Raw genomic sequence first — 21,733 nt, forward strand, 5'->3', positions numbered from 1 at the left:
AGGAATTATCATGGCTAAGAAAGTACAAGCCTACGTCAAGCTGCAGGTTGCAGCCGGTATGGCAAACCCAAGTCCGCCAGTAGGTCCGGCACTGGGTCAGCAGGGCGTTAACATCATGGAATTCTGTAAAGCGTTTAACGCCAAAACAGAATCCGTTGAGAAAGGTCTGCCGATCCCGGTTGTTATTACCGTTTATTCTGACCGTTCTTTCACCTTCGTTACCAAAACGCCTCCGGCAGCTGTACTGCTGAAGAAAGCGGCGGGTATCAAGTCTGGTTCCGGCAAGCCGAACAAAGACAAAGTAGGTAAAGTATCACGCGCTCAGGTACGTGAAATCGCAGAAACCAAAGCTGCGGACATGACTGGTGCTGACGTTGAAGCGATGACTCGCTCAATCGAAGGTACTGCTCGTTCCATGGGCCTGGTGGTAGAGGACTAAGAAATGGCTAAGCTGACCAAGCGCATGCGCGTGATCCGTGACAAAGTTGATGCAACTAAACAGTATGACATCAACGAAGCTGTCGCTCTGCTGAAGGAACTGGCAACGGCCAAGTTCGTAGAAAGCGTTGACGTAGCAGTAAACCTGGGCATTGATGCTCGTAAATCTGACCAGAACGTGCGCGGTGCAACCGTACTGCCACACGGTACCGGTCGTTCAGTACGCGTTGCCGTATTTACCCAGGGCGCAAACGCTGAAGCTGCTAAAGCAGCTGGCGCAGAGCTGGTAGGTATGGAAGATCTGGCTGACCAGATCAAAAAAGGCGAAATGAACTTTGACGTGGTTATCGCCTCTCCGGATGCGATGCGCGTTGTTGGCCAGCTGGGCCAGGTTCTGGGCCCACGCGGTCTGATGCCAAACCCGAAAGTTGGCACCGTAACGCCAAACGTTGCTGAAGCGGTTAAAAACGCTAAAGCGGGCCAGGTTCGCTATCGTAACGACAAAAACGGCATCATCCATACCACTATCGGTAAGGTTGATTTCGAGTCCGATAAGCTGAAAGAAAACCTGGAAGCCCTGCTGGTTGCGCTGAAAAAAGCGAAACCTTCTCAGGCGAAAGGCGTTTTCATCAAGAAAGTTAGCATCTCCACCACTATGGGTGCGGGTGTGGCAGTTGATCAGGCTGGCCTGAACGCTGTAGCTAACTAATCTGCTTTACGCGGGCGAAATTTTCGACTAGAATCTTTGGCCCGTTGTTCTGTAAATATACAGAACCTCTATTTAAGTCAATCGGACTGAGACAAGGCGGCAAAGCAGTGAATCGCCGGGAGCATAGCCCGCTATGTAACTGGTGTGAACGAGAGCGGCCAACGCAGTATCCGAATGACGCAGATAGACAGAATTTTCGGTTGGAGCCTGGCCTTATCCAGGCCTCCGTCCAAGACCGCAGGTGTTTCGAAAGGAACTTAATTTCCTGCGTAGACGGTGACAGAACCTGAAGAATATTTTTATAGTCTTTGCTGGATTCTGCTCACCGTGTTTGAGCGCCTGCTGACTTCGGTCGCAGGTGATGTGAGTTCCGGGGGAATCCTTCCCCGGTCAAAATCCAGGAGCAAAAGCTAATGGCATTAAATCTTCAAGACAAACAAGCGATTGTTGCTGAAGTCACCGAAGTAGCCAAAGGCGCGCTGTCTGCGGTAGTTGCGGATTCCCGCGGCGTGACCGTAGACAAAATGACTGAACTGCGTAAAGCAGGTCGTGAAGCTGGCGTTTACATGCGTGTTGTTCGCAACACCCTGCTGCGCCGCGTCGTTGAAGGAACTCAGTTTGAGATCCTGAAAGACACGTTTGTTGGTCCGACCCTGATTGCATACTCTATGGAACACCCGGGCGCTGCTGCTCGTCTGTTCAAAGAGTTCGCGAAAGCGAATGCAAAATTTGAGGTCAAAGCTGCGGCCTTTGAAGGTGAGCTGATCACGGCGGCGAATATCGACCGTCTGGCAACTCTGCCAACTTACGAAGAAGCGCTGGCACGTCTGATGTCGACCATGAAAGAAGCCGCTGCAGGCAAACTGGTCCGCACCCTGGCTGCCGTACGCGACGCGAAAGAAGCTGCTTAAGCTTTTTGCCCGTTGCACTTTAACGTATAAACTATTTCTGATTCACAGGAACAATTGTCATGTCTATCACTAAAGATCAAATTCTGGAAGCAGTAGCGGCTATGTCTGTAATGGACGTTGTTGAGCTGGTTTCCGCTATGGAAGAAAAATTCGGCGTTTCTGCTGCTGCTGCTGTAGCTGTTGCTGCAGGCCCGGCTGAAGCTGCTGAAGAAAAAACTGAGTTCGACGTTGTACTGAAAGCTATCGGCGCTAACAAAGTTGCCGTAATCAAAGCCGTACGTGGCGCAACTGGTCTGGGCCTGAAAGAAGCTAAAGACCTGGTTGAGTCTGCACCTGCTGCCCTGAAAGAAGGCATCAGCAAAGACGACGCAGAAGCTCTGAAGAAATCTCTGGAAGAAGCTGGCGCAGAAGTTGAAGTTAAATAAGCCAACCTTTCAGGTTGCAGCCTGAGTTAATCAGGCTGACGGCTGGTGACTTTTTGGTCACCAGCCTTTTTGCGCTGTAGAGCGTCAGTGGCGTTTCACACCGTTTAGTCACTGATTTGCTTAATGTCTTTTTCTATCGACGCCTTAATATATTGCTTCCCCGCAGGGTTCCCTGCCTTGCACGGCAACGAAATGATTTAAGAGTGATAGAAAGAGGTATTACGGAAGATGTTCATTCCGGCCCAACAAAATAGTGTTGCATGAACTGTCCCCCCTGGACGGACAGAGAGGTTCTACTTTTCAGCGAGCTGAGGAACCCTATGGTTTACTCCTATACCGAGAAAAAACGCATTCGTAAGGATTTTGGAAAACGTCCGCAGGTTCTGGACATTCCTTATCTCCTTTCTATCCAGCTTGACTCGTTCCAGAAGTTCATCGAGCAAGATCCGGAAGGTCAATATGGTCTGGAAGCGGCATTCCGTTCCGTATTCCCTATCCAAAGCTATAGCGGTAACTCTGAGCTGCAGTACGTCAGCTACCGTTTAGGCGAACCCGTCTTTGATGTTAAAGAGTGTCAGATCCGTGGCGTCACGTATTCTGCCCCTTTGCGCGTAAAACTGCGCCTGGTGATCTACGAGCGTGAAGCGCCGGAAGGCACCGTTAAAGACATCAAAGAGCAGGAAGTGTACATGGGCGAAATTCCGCTCATGACCGATAACGGTACCTTTGTGATCAACGGTACAGAACGCGTTATCGTTTCTCAGCTGCATCGTAGTCCTGGTGTCTTCTTTGACAGCGATAAGGGTAAAACCCACTCGTCGGGCAAAGTGCTGTATAACGCACGCATCATCCCTTACCGTGGTTCCTGGTTAGACTTCGAGTTTGACCCGAAAGACAACCTGTTCGTTCGTATTGACCGTCGCCGTAAGCTGCCAGCGACCATCATTCTGCGCGCGCTGAACTACACCACTGAGCAGATCCTTGACCTGTTCTTCGATAAAGTGGTGTATGAGATCCGCAACAACAAGCTGCAGATGGAACTGGTGCCTGAGCGCCTGCGCGGTGAGACTGCCTCCTTCGATATCGAAGCCAACGGTACTATTTACGTTGAGAAAGGCCGTCGCATTACAGCACGCCACATTCGTCAGCTGGAAAAAGATGGCGTTGAGCACATCGAAGTTCCGGTTGAATATATCGCGGGTAAAGTCGTCGCTAAAGATTACATCGACGAAAGCACCGGCGAACTGATCGTTGCCGCGAACATGGAGCTGTCGCTGGATCTGCTGGCCAAGCTGAGCCAGTCCGGCCACAAGCGCATTGAAACGCTGTTTACCAACGATCTGGATCACGGCCCGTACATCTCTGAGACCGTACGCGTCGACCCAACCACCGATCGCCTGAGCGCGCTGGTTGAGATCTACCGCATGATGCGTCCTGGCGAACCGCCAACGCGTGAAGCGGCTGAAAACCTGTTCGAGAACCTGTTCTTCTCGGAAGACCGCTACGATCTGTCAGCGGTTGGCCGTATGAAGTTCAACCGTTCTCTGCTGCGTGACGAGATCGAAGGTTCCGGTATCCTGAGCAAAGACGACATCATTGAAGTGATGAAGAAGCTCATCGGTATCCGTAACGGTATTGGCGAAGTGGATGATATCGACCACCTCGGCAACCGTCGTATCCGTTCCGTCGGCGAAATGGCTGAAAACCAGTTCCGTGTAGGTCTGGTTCGTGTTGAGCGTGCGGTGAAAGAACGTCTTTCCCTGGGCGATCTCGATACCCTGATGCCTCAGGATATGATCAACGCCAAGCCGATTTCTGCGGCAGTGAAAGAGTTCTTTGGTTCCAGCCAGCTGTCACAGTTTATGGACCAGAACAACCCGCTGTCTGAGATTACGCACAAGCGTCGTATCTCTGCACTTGGCCCGGGCGGTCTGACGCGTGAGCGTGCAGGCTTTGAAGTTCGAGACGTTCACCCGACTCACTACGGTCGCGTGTGCCCAATCGAAACGCCTGAAGGTCCAAACATCGGTCTGATCAACTCCCTGTCTGTTTATGCGCAGACCAACGAGTACGGTTTCCTGGAAACCCCATACCGTCGCGTTCGCGAAGGCGTGGTGACCGACGAAATTCATTACCTCTCTGCAATTGAAGAGGGTAACTACGTTATCGCTCAGGCAAACACCAACCTCGACGACGAAGGTCACTTCGTAGACGACCTGGTGACCTGCCGTAGCAAAGGCGAATCGAGCCTGTTCAGCCGCGACCAGGTTGACTACATGGACGTTTCCACCCAGCAGGTGGTTTCCGTCGGTGCGTCCCTGATCCCGTTCCTGGAGCACGATGACGCCAACCGCGCATTGATGGGTGCAAACATGCAACGTCAGGCGGTTCCGACTCTGCGCGCTGACAAGCCGCTGGTTGGTACCGGTATGGAACGCGCGGTAGCGGTTGACTCCGGTGTAACAGCCGTAGCGAAACGTGGTGGTACCGTTCAGTACGTGGATGCGTCCCGTATCGTTATTAAAGTTAACGAAGACGAGATGTACCCGGGCGAAGCCGGTATCGACATTTACAACCTGACCAAGTACACCCGTTCTAACCAGAACACCTGCATCAACCAGATGCCGTGTGTCAACCTGGGCGAGCCAATCGAGCGCGGTGACGTGCTGGCCGATGGTCCTTCAACGGATCTGGGCGAGCTGGCGCTGGGTCAGAACATGCGCGTCGCGTTCATGCCTTGGAACGGCTACAACTTCGAAGACTCCATTCTGGTCTCCGAGCGTGTGGTACAGGAAGATCGCTTCACCACTATCCATATTCAGGAACTCGCCTGTGTGTCTCGCGACACCAAGCTGGGGCCGGAAGAGATCACTGCTGATATCCCTAACGTGGGTGAAGCTGCGCTCTCCAAACTGGATGAATCCGGTATCGTTTATATCGGTGCGGAAGTGACCGGCGGCGACATTCTGGTTGGTAAGGTGACGCCTAAAGGCGAAACCCAGCTGACGCCAGAAGAGAAACTGCTGCGTGCCATCTTCGGTGAGAAAGCGTCTGACGTTAAAGACTCTTCTCTGCGCGTACCAAACGGCGTGTCCGGTACCGTTATCGACGTGCAGGTCTTTACCCGCGATGGCGTGGAAAAAGACAAGCGCGCGCTGGAAATCGAAGAGATGCAGCTGAAGCAGGCGAAGAAAGACCTGTCTGAAGAACTGCAGATCCTCGAAGCCGGCCTGTTCAGCCGTATCAACTACCTGCTGGTTTCCGGCGGCGTGGAAGCGGAAAAACTGGACAAGCTGCCGCGCGAGCGCTGGCTGGAACTCGGCCTGACCGACGAAGAAAAACAGAGTCAGCTGGAGCAGCTGGCGGAGCAGTACGACGAGCTGAAGCACGAGTTTGAGAAGAAACTCGAAGCGAAACGCCGCAAAATCACTCAGGGCGATGACCTGGCACCTGGCGTGCTGAAAATCGTTAAAGTGTATCTGGCCGTTAAACGTCAGATCCAGCCTGGTGACAAAATGGCAGGTCGTCACGGGAACAAAGGTGTTATCTCCAAGATCAACCCGATCGAAGATATGCCATACGATGAGAACGGCACGCCGGTCGATATCGTACTGAACCCGCTGGGCGTACCGTCACGTATGAACATTGGTCAGATTCTTGAAACCCACCTGGGTATGGCTGCTAAAGGCATCGGCGAGAAAATCAACGCCATGCTGAAAAAGCAGGAAGAAGTCTCCAAACTGCGTGAGTTTATTCAGCGCGCTTACGATCTGGGCACCGACGTGCGTCAGAAAGTAGACCTGAATACCTTCAGCGATGACGAAGTACTGCGTCTGGCAGAGAACCTGAAAAAAGGTATGCCAATCGCCACGCCAGTGTTTGACGGCGCGAAAGAGAGCGAGATCAAAGAGCTGCTGCAGCTCGGCGGCCTGCCTTCTTCCGGTCAGATTACCCTGTTTGATGGCCGTACCGGCGAGCAGTTTGAGCGTCAGGTTACCGTTGGCTACATGTACATGCTGAAACTCAACCACTTAGTGGATGACAAGATGCACGCGCGTTCTACCGGTTCTTACAGCCTCGTTACTCAGCAGCCGCTGGGTGGTAAGGCGCAGTTCGGTGGACAGCGCTTCGGTGAGATGGAAGTGTGGGCGCTGGAAGCATACGGCGCCGCCTATACCCTGCAGGAAATGCTGACCGTGAAGTCTGATGACGTCAACGGCCGTACCAAGATGTATAAAAACATCGTTGACGGCAACCATCAGATGGAACCGGGCATGCCGGAATCCTTCAACGTACTGTTGAAAGAGATCCGCTCGCTGGGTATTAACATCGAGCTGGAAGACGAGTAAGCACTCGAATTTGTACTGGTTACAGGACGCCCGGCCCCGGGCGTCCTGAGAAGTCTCACTCCGACGGGAGCTAATCCGTGAAAGACTTACTTAAGTTTCTGAAAGCGCAAACTAAGACCGAAGAGTTTGATGCGATCAAAATTGCGCTGGCTTCGCCAGACATGATCCGTTCCTGGTCTTTTGGTGAAGTTAAAAAGCCAGAAACCATTAACTACCGTACGTTCAAACCAGAACGTGACGGGCTTTTCTGTGCGCGTATTTTCGGGCCGGTAAAAGATTACGAATGCCTGTGCGGTAAGTACAAGCGTTTAAAACATCGCGGCGTGATCTGTGAGAAGTGTGGCGTTGAAGTTACACAGACCAAAGTTCGCCGTGAGCGTATGGGCCACATCGAGCTGGCTTCGCCGACTGCGCACATCTGGTTCCTGAAATCGCTGCCTTCGCGCATCGGTTTGCTGCTGGATATGCCGCTGCGTGACATCGAACGCGTGCTGTACTTCGAATCTTATGTGGTGGTTGAAGGCGGCATGACCAACCTTGAGCGCCGTCAGATCCTGACCGAAGAGCAGTATCTGGACGCGCTGGAAGAGTTTGGTGACGAATTCGACGCGAAAATGGGTGCGGAAGCGGTTCAGGCCCTGTTGAAAAACATGGATCTGGAGCAGGAATGCGAGCAGCTGCGTGAAGAGCTGAACGAAACCAATTCCGAAACCAAGCGTAAAAAGCTGACCAAGCGTATCAAGCTGCTGGAAGCGTTCGTGCAGTCTGGCAACAAGCCAGAGTGGATGATCCTGACCGTGCTGCCTGTACTGCCGCCGGATCTGCGTCCGCTGGTGCCGCTGGACGGCGGTCGTTTCGCTACTTCAGATCTGAACGATCTGTATCGTCGCGTTATCAACCGTAACAACCGTCTGAAGCGCCTGCTGGATCTGGCCGCACCTGACATCATCGTACGTAACGAAAAACGTATGCTGCAGGAAGCGGTCGATGCGCTGCTGGATAACGGCCGTCGCGGTCGTGCCATCACCGGCTCCAACAAGCGTCCTCTGAAATCTTTGGCCGATATGATCAAAGGTAAACAGGGTCGTTTCCGTCAGAACCTGCTGGGTAAACGCGTCGACTACTCTGGTCGTTCCGTTATCACCGTAGGGCCATACCTGCGTCTGCACCAGTGTGGTCTGCCGAAGAAAATGGCGCTGGAGCTGTTCAAACCGTTTATCTACGGCAAGCTGGAGCTGCGTGGTCTTGCTACCACCATCAAAGCCGCCAAGAAAATGGTTGAGCGTGAAGAAGCCGTCGTCTGGGATATCCTGGATGAAGTGATCCGCGAACACCCGGTCCTGCTGAACCGTGCGCCAACGCTGCACCGTCTGGGCATCCAGGCATTTGAGCCAGTGCTGATCGAAGGTAAAGCTATCCAGCTGCACCCGCTGGTCTGTGCGGCTTATAACGCCGACTTCGATGGTGACCAGATGGCTGTTCACGTGCCGCTGACGCTGGAAGCCCAGCTGGAAGCGCGTGCGCTGATGATGTCTACCAACAACATCCTGTCACCTGCGAACGGCGAGCCAATCATCGTTCCTTCACAGGACGTTGTACTGGGTCTGTACTACATGACCCGCGACTGTGTTAACGCCAAAGGCGAAGGCATGGTGCTGACCGGTCCAAAAGAAGCCGAGCGTATTTACCGCGCTGGCCTGGCGTCTCTGCACGCTCGCGTTAAGGTGCGTATCACCGAGCACGAGAAAAACGAGCAGGGCGAATGGACCTCAAAAACCAGCCTGATCGATACCACGGTTGGTCGTGCCATCCTGTGGATGATCGTGCCGAAAGGCCTGCCTTACTCCATCGTCAACCAGGCGCTGGGTAAGAAAGCGATCTCCAAGATGCTGAACACCTGTTACCGCATCCTGGGCCTGAAGCCAACGGTTATCTTTGCTGACCAGACCATGTACACCGGTTTTGCCTACGCGGCACGCTCTGGTGCGTCTGTAGGTATCGACGACATGGTGATCCCAGAGAAAAAAGTTGAGATCATCAGCGAAGCGGAAACCGAAGTGGCCGAGATCCAGGAGCAGTTCCAGTCTGGTCTGGTTACCGCGGGCGAACGCTACAACAAAGTGATCGATATCTGGGCTGCGGCCAACGAACGCGTTGCGAAAGCGATGATGGAAAACCTCTCTACCGAAGTCGTCATTAACCGTGACGGTGAGGAAGAGCGCCAGGTTTCCTTCAACAGCATCTTTATGATGGCCGACTCCGGTGCTCGTGGTTCTGCTGCGCAGATCCGTCAGCTGGCCGGTATGCGTGGCCTGATGGCTAAGCCAGATGGCTCCATCATCGAGACGCCAATTACCGCGAACTTCCGTGAAGGTCTGAACGTACTCCAGTACTTCATCTCGACCCACGGTGCTCGTAAAGGTCTTGCGGATACCGCACTGAAAACCGCGAACTCCGGTTACCTGACTCGTCGTCTGGTAGACGTAGCGCAGGATCTGGTGGTGACCGAGGACGACTGTGGCACGCACGAAGGCATCATGATGACTCCGGTTATCGAAGGTGGCGACGTGAAAGAACCGCTGCGCGAACGCGTACTGGGTCGTGTTACCGCAGAAGACGTGCTGAAGCCGGGTACGGCCGACATCCTGCTGCCACGCAACACCCTGCTGCACGAACAGCAGTGTGACCTGTTGGAAGAGCATTCTGTCGACAGCCTGAAAGTCCGCTCCGTAGTAAGTTGTGAAACTGACTTCGGCGTGTGCGCCCACTGTTATGGACGCGATCTGGCGCGTGGTCACATCATCAACAAAGGTGAGGCCATCGGCGTTATCGCAGCACAGTCCATCGGTGAGCCGGGTACTCAGCTGACCATGCGTACGTTCCACATCGGTGGTGCGGCATCGCGTGCGGCTGCTGAATCCAGCATTCAGGTGAAGAACAAAGGTACCATTAAACTCTCTAACGCCAAGTCGGTTACCAACTCCGCTGGCAAACTGGTTATCACCTCGCGTAACACCGAGCTGAAAATGATCGATGAATTCGGTCGTACCAAAGAGAGCTATAAGGTTCCTTACGGTTCTACCATGGCGAAAGGCGACGGCGAGCAGGTTGCAGCGGGCGAGACCGTAGCAAACTGGGATCCGCACACCATGCCGGTTATCACCGAAGTGAGCGGTTTCGTCCGCTTTACCGACATGATCGACGGCCAGACCATTACCCGCCAGACGGATGACCTGACCGGTCTGTCTTCTCTGGTGATCCTGGACAGCGCAGAGCGTACGTCCGGCGGTAAAGATCTGCGTCCTGCGCTGAAAATCGTTGATGCCAACGGCAATGATGTGATGATCCCAGGCTCCGATATGCCTGCTCAGTACTTCCTGCCGGGTAAAGCGATTGTGCAGCTGGAAGACGGCGTGAAAATCAGCTCGGGTGATACCCTGGCTCGTGTTCCGCAGGAATCCGGCGGTACCAAGGACATCACCGGTGGTCTGCCACGCGTTGCTGACCTGTTCGAAGCGCGTCGTCCGAAAGAGCCAGCAATCCTGGCGGAGATCAGCGGTATTATCTCCTTCGGTAAAGAGACCAAAGGCAAGCGTCGTCTGGTGATTACGCCGGTTGACGGTAGCGATCCGTACGAAGAGATGATCCCGAAATGGCGTCAGCTGAACGTGTTCGAAGGTGAACGCGTAGAGCGCGGTGACGTGGTTTCCGATGGCCCAGAGTCTCCACATGACATTCTGCGTCTGCGTGGCGTGCATGCGGTGACCCGTTACATCACTAACGAAGTGCAGGAAGTTTACCGCCTGCAGGGCGTTAAGATTAACGATAAGCACATCGAAGTCATCGTTCGTCAGATGCTGCGTAAAGCAACCATTGCAAGCGCGGGCAGCTCCGACTTCCTGGACGGCGAGCAGGTTGAAGTTTCACGCGTTAAGATTTCTAACCGTGAGCTGGAAGCCAACGGCAAAATCGCAGCGACCTATATGCGCGATCTGCTGGGTATCACCAAAGCGTCACTGGCGACCGAGTCCTTCATCTCCGCCGCTTCCTTCCAGGAAACGACGCGCGTACTGACCGAAGCAGCCGTTGCGGGCAAACGCGACGAACTGCGCGGCCTGAAAGAGAACGTAATCGTGGGTCGTCTGATCCCAGCCGGTACCGGTTACGCTTATCACCAGGATCGTATGCGCCGTAAAGCGGCAGGCGAAGCGCCTGTAGTTCCTCAGGTCACGGCCGACGAAGCGTCTGCCAGCCTGGCAGAACTGCTGAACGCGGGTCTGGGCGGCAACGACGATTAATCGTCTTTCCTGCTGACCGTAAAAACCCCACTTCGGTGGGGTTTTTTTATGCCTGAAATTTGAGGATGGGTCAGTCAGCGTCGGGATGTGGCCGTAAAAAAGCCGCCCCGGAGAGCGGCTTGCGGCCTGACTGCTCTGATTTACGTTAAACAGGATATGGATATTCGACAGGTGAATTTGCCAGGCTCCTTTTCCGCTTAACATCAGCGCCATGAATAACGTGACTAAAAAAAGTCCGTGGCGTTTTTTCATGGAAGATTCCCTTCTCAGGGGCCGCACTGCCCACCGGAACGCTGCAAACGAAACAAGCAGTGTGATTGACTTGTTTTTCGCGGTATCACAGAACCCGTTCCCTGAGTCCGGTGCCCTGCGGCAACAGGTGAAACGGCCCCGACGCAACGATAACAGCTACGACAATGAACAACATTTTATTATTGAAGAGATGCGAGTTATCACGCAGTAAGAAAGAAGTTGTTCCAGGTTATTACATGCGATAAGTGACGAAGCATGCAGAATCATCAAGTACTAAAAATTGGATAAAAATACGCTGGTTTTTTATACTTTATGACGATATATTGACCGGGTGGTTGACTTGTATTCGCATACCATCAGTACCTTTCAGAGCAGGACGGCAATCCTCTTCTGAAATAAAGAACCCCGCGCTGGCGGGGTTTTTTATTACTGAATACCCTGCATCCGTGGTTCGGCTGACCCGTTTTACCTGTATCGCTTAATGTCATCGCCGGTTAACCCGATATCTTTCAGCTGCGCATCGCTTAATCGCGCTAATATTTTACGGCTGTATACCTCCTGTCGCCAGGCCAGCCAGAGCCGCCGCGCCAGGCTGAACATCAGTACAAAGGGCGATGCTTTAAAAGGCTGCTCGCCGCCGTCTTACAATATTTTCCTGTGGCATCTGCTTTACCCGTCCGCAGGGCGGCTATCGAAGCGGCGCTACCTGATTTGTTGGTGAAGTAGCAAGAGGCGGGCCCGCGAGGGAAAACTGACGGGCCCGGACGCTTTTTCTCCAGCGTCGGCAGCGATTCTGGCAGCTTTAACAGGGCCAGTCATAACAAGAGTGGATTTATGGAAGTCGTGCCGCATATTTATCAGGCGCATTCATTTTTACGTTAAAAAATAAAAAGTAAGCGAAAACTAATTTTTTATTTATAAGATTTTTCACAGGTGGCTATTTTAAATCTTCATTGATTTATATTTTTGCTTCTCATTTCTTCCCTGAGCTTTCTCTTAAATCTATTAAGGGCAATGTCTTAATATTGAGATGTTTATCTCATCTTGCTAAATTAATACAAATTCCCGCTGCCGGATACGCCGCGCTTTCCATTTGTCGCTCAGCACTGTCAGCCAGCTGCTGTGAGGTATTATGAATAAAAATAAGATAAAGGCCATGGTGCGCCCGGCGCTGAAAAATGCGGTTTCGCTACGCCTGCGTATAGAAAAAGCCTTATTAAAAAGGAAAAAATTAGCGGAATACAATCCTGCTCTGGAACAGGATATGGATATCGTTATTCATAACAGAACGCCCGGCGAAATTCCTGAACGGGTCTGGATGTTCTGGGCCGGCTCGACGCTGCCAAAGGAAATTCAGAGCTTTGTTGATAAGGTTGCGCGAGAGAACCCGGACTGGTCAGTAACGGTAGTGAATGACAGTAATCTGTCGCACTATCTGCCGGAGCTGGTCTTTACGCGGCAGGACATGCTGGTTGCCCACAGAAGCGACGTTATTCGCCTGGAGCTGCTGTATAAATATGGCGGCGTTTGGATGGATGCAAGCGTAATACTAAACCGCACGCTGGATGAATTTCTGGCGGTCAACGGCAACAGCCGTTATGACATGGTCGCCTTTTATCGCGATGTCTCCACTGTCGATCGGCGCTATCCGGTGATTGAAACCTGGTTTATGGCCGCCCCGAAAAAGAACCCGTTTATTGCAAGCTGGCTGCGCTATTTCCGCCCGATTATTACGCTGGGCGCGGCAGACATGTTTAAGCAGCTTCAACAGCTGCCCAATTATCAGGAACTGGTACAGAAAATTACCGATCCGCAATACCTTATTCTGAATATTACGCAGCAGCAGGCGCTGCGTGAATATAATGAGTACAACCTTTATTTAAGAAAGTGCGAGGCCAACGCGCTTTATTATCAGCGTCTGGTAAGCTGGGACGCCGTACAGCTTAGCCGGATGCTGATGATCGATCGCCTGCCGGATGTTCTGCCGCCTATCGTTAAGCTGACCGGGCTGGATCGGAAATACCTGAGCACTAATTTACGCTATGGCGCGGTAAATAAAGACAGCCTGTTGGGACAGGTGCTGTTTGCGGATGCGCCGGACAGAATGCCGGACATGCCGGATATGCCGATGCCCGGCATATCCGGTAGCGCAGGCGCTTAGGCTCCTCTGAACCAGGCAGGAGACGCAGGTCTTCTCGGTCCCGGTAGCGCAGGCGCTCAGGCTCTTCCCAGCCAGCTGTCCCAGTCTTTCCAGACCGGCTGCATGCCGGCGCGGATCAGCGCTTCGGCTACCTGCCGCGGATGGCGATTATCGTGCGGCGAGAACTGTTCCAGCTCGCTTTGCGTCTCGGCGTAGCCGCCAGGCTGCGTTTTTGAGAAAGCGCTGATCGTATTGATCGCCAGCGGCACCACCTTGTCACGGAACTGCGGCGATTCGCGCGTTGACAGCGACTGCTCCACTTCCGGCGCAAACAGACGAAACGCGCAGATAACCTGTACCAGCTGGGCCTCATCCATGACTGAAGCAGGCTGAATGCCGCCAGCGCAGGGGCGCAAGCGAGGGAAAGCCACTGAATAGCGGCTTTGCCAGTACGTTTTCTGTAGCCACAGCAGATGTTCCGCCATCATATAACAGTCGGCGCGCCAGCTGTCAGAAAGGCCGATCAGCGCGCCCAGCCCGATCTTATCGATCCCCGCGCGTCCCAGCCTGTCCGGCGTTTCCAGCCGAAAGAAAAAGTCCTGCTTGTTTCCTTTCAGATGGTGCTGACCATACACCGTTGGATGATAGGTTTCCTGATAGACCAGCACGCCATCCAGCCCCAGCGTTTTCAGTTCCGTATACTCCTGCTGGCCCAGCGGCTGCACTTCCATCATCAGCGAGCTGAAATGCGCGCGGATGGCGGGAAGATGACGGCGAAAATAATCCATCCCAACTTTCGCCTGATGCTCACCGGTGACCAGCAGCAGCTGATCGAAGCCCATCGCCCGGATCGCCAGGCACTCGCGCTCGATCTCCTGCGCATCCAGCGTTTTACGCTTGATCCGGTTGCTCATAGAGAAGCCGCAATAGGTGCAGTCGTTGGCGCACAGGTTGGAGAGATAAAGCGGAACGAAGAGGTTTACGGCATGGCCGAAGCGCTGGCGCGTCAACAATTGCGCCTTACGGGCCATCGGTTCCAGCCAGGCCTGCGCGGCAGGCGAAAGCAGCGCCATCAGCTCCTCGCGGCCAACGACAGACGCATTCAGCGCCCGCTCCACGTCAGCCGAAGTTTTGCTGTTGATGCGCAGGCGGATATCGTCCCAGTCCAGCTGTTCCCACTGCGAGACAAAGCTTTTCATGGCGTCACTCCGCTTTGCAAAAAGCTGGTCAGCGGGCTGGTGGCGACGGCCTGCTGCTGCTGACTGCCCAGGCCGCTTTGCCGCGCCAGTTCGCCCGCTTCTACAGCGAGGCGGAAAGCGCGCGCCATTTGCACAGGATCGCGGGCAGAGGCCATGGCGGTATTCACCAGCACCGCATCGGCGCCCATTTCCAGCGCTTCACTGGCGTGGCTGGGCGCGCCAATGCCTGCGTCAATCACCACCGGGACGCTGGCCTGCTCGATAATAATCGTCAGCAAATCCCGGGTTTTCAGCCCCTGATTGCTGCCAATCGGCGCGCCAAGCGGCATCACGGCGGCACAGCCCGCTTCTTCAAGCCTTCTGCACAGTACCGGATCGGCATGGCAGTAGGGCAGCACGGTGAAGCCTTCCCGCACCAGGGTTTCCGCCGCCTTCAGCGTTTCGACGGCATCGGGCAGCAGATAACGCACGTCGGGATGGATTTCCAGCTTCACCCAGCTCGTGCCCAGCGCTTCCCGCGCCAGGCGCGCGGCAAAAATGGCTTCCTCGGCGGTTTTCGCGCCGGAAGTATTGGGAAGAAGCTGCACGCCCAGCTGACGTAAAGGCGCCAGAATGCCGTCGTCGCCGCCGCGTAAATCCACGCGTTTCATCGCCATTGTCACCAGCTGCGTGCCGGATTCCCGAAGTGCATTGAGCATCACGGCAGGGCTGGAGAACTTACCTGTGCCGGTAAACAGCCGGGAAAAAAAGGTTTTATCAGCAATCTGTAGCATATTAACCTCCGGCGATAGCCTGGAAAATCACCAGGTTGTCGCCTTCCTGTAAAAGATGAGTGTCCCAGCGATCCCGCGGCACAATCTGCTGATTGACAGCCAGCGCGGTGCCAGAGTGGCTATGGGCAAGCTGCGCCAGCAGCGCGGTCAGCGTCAGCGGCGCGACAAAAACGTGCGGCTCATCATTAATGATGATGTTCACGATGGCCTCCGCATACCGGGCAGCCGGGGCTGCGCTCAAGGTCAAGCGTGCGCCAGGCCTGCGTTTTGCCGTCAAACAGCCGCAGCTTGCCGTCCAGCGCCGACGGCTGGCCGGCCAGCATCTTCAACGCTTCCAGCGCCTGCAGCGTGCCCATCACGCCGACCACCGGGCCGAGTACGCCTGCGGTGCGGCAGTTGCGCTGCGGCTCCGCTTTATCGGGCCACAGGCAGCAGTAGCAGCCACGCCGGAAAGGCGGGGTGATCGCCAGCAGCTGGCCGCCGAAACCGACCGCGCTGGCGCTGATCAGCGGCGTGCTGGCTGCGACGCAGGCGGCATTCACGGCGTGACGCGTCTGCATGTTGTCGCTGCAGTCCAGCACCAGATCGACCCGCTGCGCCGTTTCCTGCAGCGTGGCGGCATCCATACGCTGCTCAAGCGCTACAAACTCGACCTGAGGATTCAGCGCCTGCAAACGATCTTTCGCCAGCGTGGCCTTTGGCTGGCCGATATCGCTGCTGCGGTAGAGGATTTGACGCTGCAAATTGCTGATATGCACCCTGTCGTCATCGGCCAGCAGCAGCTTGCCCACGCCCGCTGCGGCAAGATACGTCGCAGCCGGTGAGCCTAAGCCGCCCAGGCCGACAATCAGCACGCTGGCCGCCAGCAGCTTTTCCTGCGCCTGCGGGCCAAACTCCTCCAGCAGCAGCTGGCGGCTGTAACGCATAAAATCGCCGTCGCTAAGCATCAAGCGGCCCTCCGCTTCCTGCCAGCGCCAGCAGCTGCGCGGTGGCGGCCTGCCAGTCTGCCGCCTGGGTAATGGCACTGACCACGGCGATACTGCCGACGCCGGTTGCCAGCACGTCTGGCGCCCGCGCCAGCGAGATACCGCCGATAGCCACGGTTGAGACGTTCTGCAGGCGCCCGACATGCCGCTTCAGCTCCTGAAGCCCCTGAGGTGAAGAGGGCATAGCTTTAGTTTGCGTAGGAAAGACGTGTCCCAGCGCGATGTAGGATGGGCGCTCGGCCAGCGCGCGATCCAGTTCCGCGTCATCATGCGTGGATAACCCCAGCCGCAGCCCGGCGCGGTGGATCGCATCCAGATCGGCAATAGCCAGATCTTCCTGGCCCAGGTGTACGCCATAGGCGCCATGCTGAATCGCCAGCCGCCAGTAATCGTTGATAAACAGACGGGCCTGATAGCGTTTACCCAACTCGATGGCCGCGGCGATATCCTGTTCCACCGCCGCTTCCGGCAGATCTTTAATGCGCAGCTGGATAGTGCGCACGCCAGCCGCCAGCAAACGCTCGATCCAGATGACGCTGTCCACCACCGGATAAAGCCCCAGCCTGGCTGCCGTCAGGGGAAAAGCGCTACGGCTCATTATTTTTCCTCCTGCGTTAAGGCATCCATGGCATGGTAAAGCTCGCCGCCACGACGGCGGAACGTCTCTGACATCTCCGCCATCCTGATCGCTATCGGCTCTGCTTCCGCTTCCTGTTTTGCTGCGTATTCGCGGACTTCCTGGGTGATTTTCATCGAGCAGAATTTCGGGCCGCACATGGAGCAGAAGTGGGCAACCTTACCGGACTCCTGCGGCAGCGTTTCATCGTGGAAAGCGCGTGCGGTATGCGGATCCAGCGCCAGGTTGAACTGATCTTCCCAGCGGAATTCAAAACGCGCTTTCGACATGGCGTTGTCACGGATCTGCGCGCCGGGATGGCCTTTGGCAAGATCCGCCGCGTGGGCCGCGATCTTGTAGGTAATCAAACCTTGTTTGACATCTTCTTTATTCGGCAGGCCCAGATGTTCTTTCGGCGTAACGTAGCAGAGCATGGCGCAGCCGAACCAGCCAATCATCGCCGCGCCGATGCCGGAGGTAAAATGGTCGTAGCCAGGCGCGATATCGGTAGTCAGCGGGCCAAGCGTATAGAAAGGCGCCTCGTGGCAGTGTTCGAGCTGCTCGGTCATATTGCGTCTGATCATTTGCATCGGCACGTGTCCCGGCCCTTCAATCATCACCTGCACGTCATATTCCCAGGCGATTTTCGTCAGCTCGCCCAGCGTGCGCAGCTCGGCAAACTGCGCCTCGTCGTTGGCATCCTGTATTGAGCCAGGACGCAGGCCGTCACCCAGCGACAGCGAGACGTCGTAAGCGGCGCAGATCTCGCAAATATCACGGAAGCGTTCGTAGAGAAAGCTTTCACGATGATGCGACAGGCACCACTTCGCCATAATGGAGCCGCCGCGCGAAACGATGCCGGTCAGGCGTTTTGCCGTCATCGGCACATAGCGCAGCAGCACGCCCGCATGAATAGTGAAGTAATCCACGCCCTGCTCAGCCTGCTCCAGCAGTGTGTCGCGGAATATTTCCCAGTTGAGGTCTTCCGCCACGCCGTTGACTTTTTCCAGCGCCTGATAGATCGGCACCGTACCAATCGGCAGCGGGCTGTTGCGCAGGATCCACTCGCGGGTTTCATGGATATTTCGCCCGGTGGAGAGGTCCATCACCGTATCCGCTCCCCAACGTGCCGACCAGACCAGCTTTTCGACCTCTTCTTCAATCGAAGAACTGACCGCAGAGTTGCCGATATTGGCGTTGATCTTCACCAGGAAATTGCGGCCGATAATCATCGGCTCCGATTCAGAATGGTTGATATTGGCCGGGATAATCGCGCGTCCGGCAGCCACTTCCTGACGAACAAACTCGGCGGTGATATTTTCCGGCAGCCGCGCGCCAAAATCCTGTCCCGGATGCTGCTGCAACAGCACCTCGCTGCGAACGCGCTCGCGGCCCATGTTTTCGCGCAGCGCGATAAATTCCATTTCCGGCGTGATAATGCCCTGGCGCGCGTAGTGCAGCTGCGTGACGCGGCGACCAGCCTGGGCGCGGCGCGGCCGCGGCAGATTCTCAAAGCGCAGATGATCAAGCCCTTCGTCCGCCAGACGCTGCTGCGTATAAACGGAGCTTAATTGCTCAATCGGTTGCGTATCGGCGCGCTCTGCAATCCAGCTTTCCCGCAGCCTGGCGATACCGGCGCGCACGTCAATAGCGGCGTCGGGATCGCCATAAGGGCCGGCGGTATCGTAAACCGGCACCGGTTCGTTTTCTTCAAACTGTGGATTGTCTTTGCCGCCGCCGGTCAGGGTGGGCGAGAGCTGAATTTCACGCATGGGAACGCGCAGATCGGCTCGCGAACCGGTCAGATAAATGCGTCTGGAATTGGGGAAAGCAGTGCCCTGTAAAGCAGCGATAAACTGCTGCGCTTCAGCGCGCTGTTCGCGGCGGTTGGATTTCTTAACCTGGGTAGACATAGCAAGTTCCTGACTTAAGGGAAATTTGCTTGTCCGGAGTTCGGAGGAGTAAGCGCAGAGCCGATGGCCCTGACCTGGATCTTTACTCTTGTTCCCTTCGCAGGTTCTAACCTGATCAGGTTCCGCGGATCCCGAATTAACGGTCTCAGCCCCGAGGGGCACTCCGACAAGAAGAAGTCTGGCTTTCGCCAGAGGCAATCATGCGATTGCCTTTTCAGCATAAAGGGGCGTTATGGAAAGCTCAAGGGATTAAACAGTTAACTTTTCAGGCAGGACGAGCCATCGCAGAGTCATTAGCGGCGGACTTATCCGCATACTTCTCCAGCGCCAGCTGAATAAATTTATCTTCCAGGGTGAAGCGGGCTTCCAGCGCTTCGCCGACGATCGACAGCGCCTGCTGGAACTCCAGATAGTTATCGTGATCGATGGCGTTTTCCAGATGGGCGTCGTAAATCGCCATAATCTGTTCGGTATTCGCCTGTAGCGAAGGATAAATCAGCGCCGCTTTGGCCAGCTGGTCGGTGCCTTCCATTTCCTGAATAAACCGTTCGTACGCCGTGAAGTGGCCGGTTGAGAGATAATCAACCAGGCTTTGACAGAAGTTATCCAGCGCCTCTTCGTCGAGCGTAGTCAGCGATTCTTTGTTAGGCTTCATGCCAACCATTTGATAATAAGCAACTAACAACTGCTTGCGTGAGTGAAGGCAAAAGTCTACCAGTTCGCTGCATCCGCCTACGCGTGAGGCCAAAACTTCCAGCTGGTCAAGCATGAGTGACTCCAAAAGTGTTATTTTAACTGTCTATCCCAATCCGGTAAGTGCGTGAAGTGAGGATGAGCAATTTATGGAACTTGAGATTTCAAGCGTAGACGCTGGCTGGTGGATTGTCAGCCATGAACAGAAACTTTGGCTGCCAAAAGGTCAATTACCGTACGGAAACGCACAAGATTTAGGCCTGGCCGGCTCGAAAGGCGCGCTGATTGGCGAATGGCAGGGCGAACCTGTACGGCTGATTAGCGAAAATCGTCCGGAAGGGATGGCATCGCTGCGGCAGCTGCTCGATCAGGATCCCGCCCTGTTTCAGCTGGCGGGACGCGGCATCCAGCTGGCCGAATTTTATCGCTCGCATCAGTGGTGCGGCTACTGTGGACACGCGATGCATCGCAGCAAAACGGAATGGGCCTGCCTGTGTGGCCACTGCCGCCAGCGCTATTATCCGCAAATTGCGCCCTGCATCATCGTGGCCATTCGTCGCGGCGATGAAATCCTGCTGGCTCAGCATACCCGACACCGCAACGGCATCTACACGGTGCTGGCGGGTTTTGTGGAGGTAGGCGAAACGCTGGAGCAAACCGTAGCGCGCGAGGTGATGGAGGAGAGCGGCATCAAGGTGAAAAACCTGCGCTATGTTTCCTCGCAGCCCTGGCCTTTCCCGCAGTCATTGATGATGGCGTTTATGGCCGACTACGACAGCGGCGAGATCAACATCGATCCCAAAGAGCTGCTGGATGCCAACTGGTATCGCTACGACGCCTTGCCACAGCTGCCGCCGGCGGGAACGGTGGCCCGTCGGCTGATAGAAGACACCGTCGCGCTCTGCCGCGCCGCTGCGGAATAACTGATATACTGTGCGTCTGAATGAAAAAGAGTCCTGAAGATGAGTGAACTGAAGAACGATCGTTATTTGCGTGCTCTGCTGCGTCAGCCGGTAGACGTTACGCCCGTATGGATGATGCGTCAGGCCGGACGGTATTTGCCGGAGTACAAGGCGACGCGCGCCCAGGCCGGCGACTTTATGTCGCTGTGTAAAAATGCTGAGCTGGCCTGTGAAGTCACGCTGCAACCGCTGCGTCGCTACGCGCTGGATGCGGCGATCCTCTTCTCTGATATCCTGACCATCCCTGATGCGATGGGGCTGGGACTCTATTTTGAAGCTGGCGAAGGCCCGCGCTTCTCCTCGCCTGTGACCTGCCGTGCGGACGTCGAAAAACTGCCCGTGTTCGATCCCGAACAGGAGCTGGGCTACGTGATGAATGCGGTGCGCACCATTCGTAAAAATTTACAGGGCGCGGTGCCGCTGATCGGTTTTTCCGGCAGTCCGTGGACGCTGGCGACCTACATGGTGGAAGGTGGCAGCAGTAAGGCCTTCACTAAACTGAAAAAAATGATGTATGCCGAGCCGGAAACCCTGCATCTGATGCTGGATAAGCTGGCCGACAGCGTTACGCTCTATCTGAACGCACAGATCCGCGCGGGCGCGCAGTCGGTGATGATTTTCGACACCTGGGGCGGCGTGCTGACCGGGCGCGACTATTTGCAGTTCTCCCTGCACTACATGCATAAAATCGTCGATGGCCTGCAGCGTGAAAACGACGGTCGCCGCGTGCCCGTGACGCTGTTTACCAAGGGCGGCGGCCAGTGGCTGGAAGCGATGGCGGAAACCGGCTGCGACGCGCTTGGTCTGGACTGGACCACCGATATTGGCGAGGCGCGTCGACGCGTTGGCCATAAAGTGGCGCTGCAGGGCAACATGGATCCTTCTATGCTTTATGCCACGCCTGCCCGTATTGAGCAGGAAGTGGCGGGCATTCTTCAGGGCTTCGGCAACGGCACGGGCCACGTGTTCAACCTGGGTCACGGCATTCATCAGGATGTCCCGCCGGAACACGCGGGTGCTTTTGTGGAGGCTGTCCACAAACTGTCAGGACAGTATCACCAGGATTAAT

The 21,733-nt window shown here is 55.3% G+C and carries 17 protein-coding genes and 1 riboswitch; of the genes, 9 read left to right on the forward strand and 8 right to left on the reverse strand.

The features are described from left to right. Nucleotides 1-10 precede the first annotated feature (10 nt). The 6 genes from rplK to rpoC all read left to right on the forward strand — a co-directional run bounded on the left by rplK (nt 11) and on the right by rpoC (nt 11,130). Nucleotides 11-439 (forward strand): 50S ribosomal protein L11, encoded by a 429-nt coding sequence (rplK, locus tag QZH36_RS16065; RefSeq protein ID WP_125290943.1) that lies wholly within the window; start codon nt 11-13, stop codon nt 437-439. Nucleotides 440-442: 3 nt separating this feature from the next. After that, nucleotides 443-1,147, forward strand: coding sequence for a 50S ribosomal protein L1 (gene rplA, locus QZH36_RS16070; RefSeq protein WP_125290944.1), 705 nt, complete (start codon nt 443-445; stop codon nt 1,145-1,147). Nucleotides 1,148-1,560: 413 nt separating this feature from the next. Beyond that, entirely contained in the window at nt 1,561-2,058 is a 498-nt protein-coding gene (gene rplJ / locus QZH36_RS16075; RefSeq protein WP_125290945.1) for a 50S ribosomal protein L10, read from the forward strand. 59 nt (nt 2,059-2,117) lie between these two features. Further along, nucleotides 2,118-2,483, forward strand: a complete 366-nt coding sequence (gene rplL / locus QZH36_RS16080; protein ID WP_253456287.1) for a 50S ribosomal protein L7/L12 — start codon at nt 2,118-2,120, stop codon at nt 2,481-2,483. Between the two features lie 320 nt (nt 2,484-2,803). Then, complete coding sequence (gene rpoB / locus QZH36_RS16085) at nt 2,804-6,832, forward strand: DNA-directed RNA polymerase subunit beta (RefSeq protein ID WP_253456284.1); 4,029 nt, start codon at nt 2,804-2,806, stop codon at nt 6,830-6,832. A 77-nt stretch (nt 6,833-6,909) separates the two neighbouring features. Beyond that, nucleotides 6,910-11,130: a DNA-directed RNA polymerase subunit beta' gene (gene rpoC, locus QZH36_RS16090; RefSeq protein WP_125290948.1), complete on the forward strand. Its 4,221-nt coding sequence runs from the start codon at nt 6,910-6,912 to the stop codon at nt 11,128-11,130. 717 nt (nt 11,131-11,847) lie between these two features. On the opposite strand, the gene QZH36_RS16095 is transcribed toward rpoC, so the two are convergent. Then, nucleotides 11,848-11,982 carry a DUF1127 domain-containing protein gene (locus QZH36_RS16095; protein WP_253456282.1) on the reverse strand — a complete coding sequence of 45 codons (135 nt, stop codon included), beginning with the start codon at nt 11,980-11,982 and terminating at the stop codon, nt 11,848-11,850. Between the two features lie 532 nt (nt 11,983-12,514). On the opposite strand from QZH36_RS16095, the gene QZH36_RS16100 reads away from it, so the two are divergent. Beyond that, nucleotides 12,515-13,543 (forward strand): glycosyltransferase family 32 protein, encoded by a 1,029-nt coding sequence (locus QZH36_RS16100; RefSeq protein WP_253456279.1) that lies wholly within the window; start codon nt 12,515-12,517, stop codon nt 13,541-13,543. A gap of 56 nt (nt 13,544-13,599) precedes the next feature. Here QZH36_RS16100 and thiH read toward each other — a convergent pair whose 3' ends face one another. From thiH to rsd, 7 genes are all read right to left on the reverse strand, one after another. Beyond that, entirely contained in the window at nt 13,600-14,721 is a 1,122-nt protein-coding gene (thiH, locus tag QZH36_RS16105; protein WP_301730642.1) for a 2-iminoacetate synthase ThiH, read from the reverse strand. Next, the gene (locus tag QZH36_RS16110; protein ID WP_253456274.1) at nt 14,718-15,494 is read right to left on the reverse strand and encodes a thiazole synthase; all 777 of its coding nucleotides are present in this window, start codon (nt 15,492-15,494) and stop codon (nt 14,718-14,720) included. Before QZH36_RS16110 ends, thiH begins: the two co-directional genes overlap by 4 nt. A gap of 1 nt (nt 15,495) precedes the next feature. After that, nucleotides 15,496-15,696: a sulfur carrier protein ThiS gene (gene thiS, locus QZH36_RS16115; RefSeq protein ID WP_253456271.1), complete on the reverse strand. Its 201-nt coding sequence runs from the start codon at nt 15,694-15,696 to the stop codon at nt 15,496-15,498. Beyond that, nucleotides 15,680-16,441: a HesA/MoeB/ThiF family protein gene (locus QZH36_RS16120; protein WP_301253456.1), complete on the reverse strand. Its 762-nt coding sequence runs from the start codon at nt 16,439-16,441 to the stop codon at nt 15,680-15,682. Before QZH36_RS16120 ends, thiS begins: the two co-directional genes overlap by 17 nt. After that, entirely contained in the window at nt 16,434-17,078 is a 645-nt protein-coding gene (thiE, locus tag QZH36_RS16125) for a thiamine phosphate synthase (RefSeq protein WP_301253452.1), read from the reverse strand. Before thiE ends, QZH36_RS16120 begins: the two co-directional genes overlap by 8 nt. Continuing rightward, nucleotides 17,078-19,009, reverse strand: a complete 1,932-nt coding sequence (gene thiC, locus QZH36_RS16130; protein ID WP_301730643.1) for a phosphomethylpyrimidine synthase ThiC — start codon at nt 19,007-19,009, stop codon at nt 17,078-17,080. Before thiC ends, thiE begins: the two co-directional genes overlap by 1 nt. 75 nt (nt 19,010-19,084) lie before the next feature. Beyond that, a riboswitch (TPP riboswitch) is annotated at nt 19,085-19,185 on the reverse strand. Nucleotides 19,186-19,274: 89 nt separating this feature from the next. After that, nucleotides 19,275-19,778 (reverse strand): sigma D regulator, encoded by a 504-nt coding sequence (gene rsd, locus QZH36_RS16135; protein WP_253456264.1) that lies wholly within the window; start codon nt 19,776-19,778, stop codon nt 19,275-19,277. A gap of 73 nt (nt 19,779-19,851) precedes the next feature. Between rsd and nudC the strand changes: the two genes are divergently transcribed. Together nudC and hemE are read left to right on the forward strand one after the other, a co-directional pair. Continuing rightward, entirely contained in the window at nt 19,852-20,625 is a 774-nt protein-coding gene (gene nudC, locus QZH36_RS16140) for an NAD(+) diphosphatase (protein ID WP_253456262.1), read from the forward strand. A gap of 39 nt (nt 20,626-20,664) precedes the next feature. Then, a complete protein-coding gene (gene hemE / locus QZH36_RS16145) occupies nt 20,665-21,732 on the forward strand; it encodes a uroporphyrinogen decarboxylase (protein WP_125290957.1) in 1,068 nt (355 codons plus the stop codon). The last annotated feature ends 1 nt before the right edge of the window (nt 21,733 follow it).

Origin of the sequence: Erwinia wuhanensis (genome assembly GCF_030484085.1) — a bacterium.
Classification (GTDB): domain Bacteria; phylum Pseudomonadota; class Gammaproteobacteria; order Enterobacterales; family Enterobacteriaceae; genus Erwinia; species Erwinia aeris.

Bases quoted from the DNA above. Each gene is read 5' to 3' on its own strand.
- thiC (WP_301730643.1), bottom strand. From the start codon at position 19,009: ATGTCTACCCAGGTTAAGAAATCCAACCGCCGCGAACAGCGCGCTGAA.
- rplJ (WP_125290945.1), top strand. From the start codon at position 1,561: ATGGCATTAAATCTTCAAGACAAACAAGCGATTGTTGCTGAAGTCACC.
- QZH36_RS16120 (WP_301253456.1), bottom strand. From the start codon at position 16,441: ATGCTTAGCGACGGCGATTTTATGCGTTACAGCCGCCAGCTGCTGCTG.
- QZH36_RS16095 (WP_253456282.1), bottom strand. From the start codon at position 11,982: ATGTTCAGCCTGGCGCGGCGGCTCTGGCTGGCCTGGCGACAGGAGGTA.
- rpoB (WP_253456284.1), top strand. From the start codon at position 2,804: ATGGTTTACTCCTATACCGAGAAAAAACGCATTCGTAAGGATTTTGGA.
- thiH (WP_301730642.1), bottom strand. From the start codon at position 14,721: ATGAAAAGCTTTGTCTCGCAGTGGGAACAGCTGGACTGGGACGATATC.
- QZH36_RS16110 (WP_253456274.1), bottom strand. From the start codon at position 15,494: ATGCTACAGATTGCTGATAAAACCTTTTTTTCCCGGCTGTTTACCGGC.
- nudC (WP_253456262.1), top strand. From the start codon at position 19,852: ATGGAACTTGAGATTTCAAGCGTAGACGCTGGCTGGTGGATTGTCAGC.
- QZH36_RS16100 (WP_253456279.1), top strand. From the start codon at position 12,515: ATGAATAAAAATAAGATAAAGGCCATGGTGCGCCCGGCGCTGAAAAAT.
- hemE (WP_125290957.1), top strand. From the start codon at position 20,665: ATGAGTGAACTGAAGAACGATCGTTATTTGCGTGCTCTGCTGCGTCAG.
- rplA (WP_125290944.1), top strand. From the start codon at position 443: ATGGCTAAGCTGACCAAGCGCATGCGCGTGATCCGTGACAAAGTTGAT.
- rplK (WP_125290943.1), top strand. From the start codon at position 11: ATGGCTAAGAAAGTACAAGCCTACGTCAAGCTGCAGGTTGCAGCCGGT.
- thiE (WP_301253452.1), bottom strand. From the start codon at position 17,078: ATGAGCCGTAGCGCTTTTCCCCTGACGGCAGCCAGGCTGGGGCTTTAT.
- rplL (WP_253456287.1), top strand. From the start codon at position 2,118: ATGTCTATCACTAAAGATCAAATTCTGGAAGCAGTAGCGGCTATGTCT.
- rsd (WP_253456264.1), bottom strand. From the start codon at position 19,778: ATGCTTGACCAGCTGGAAGTTTTGGCCTCACGCGTAGGCGGATGCAGC.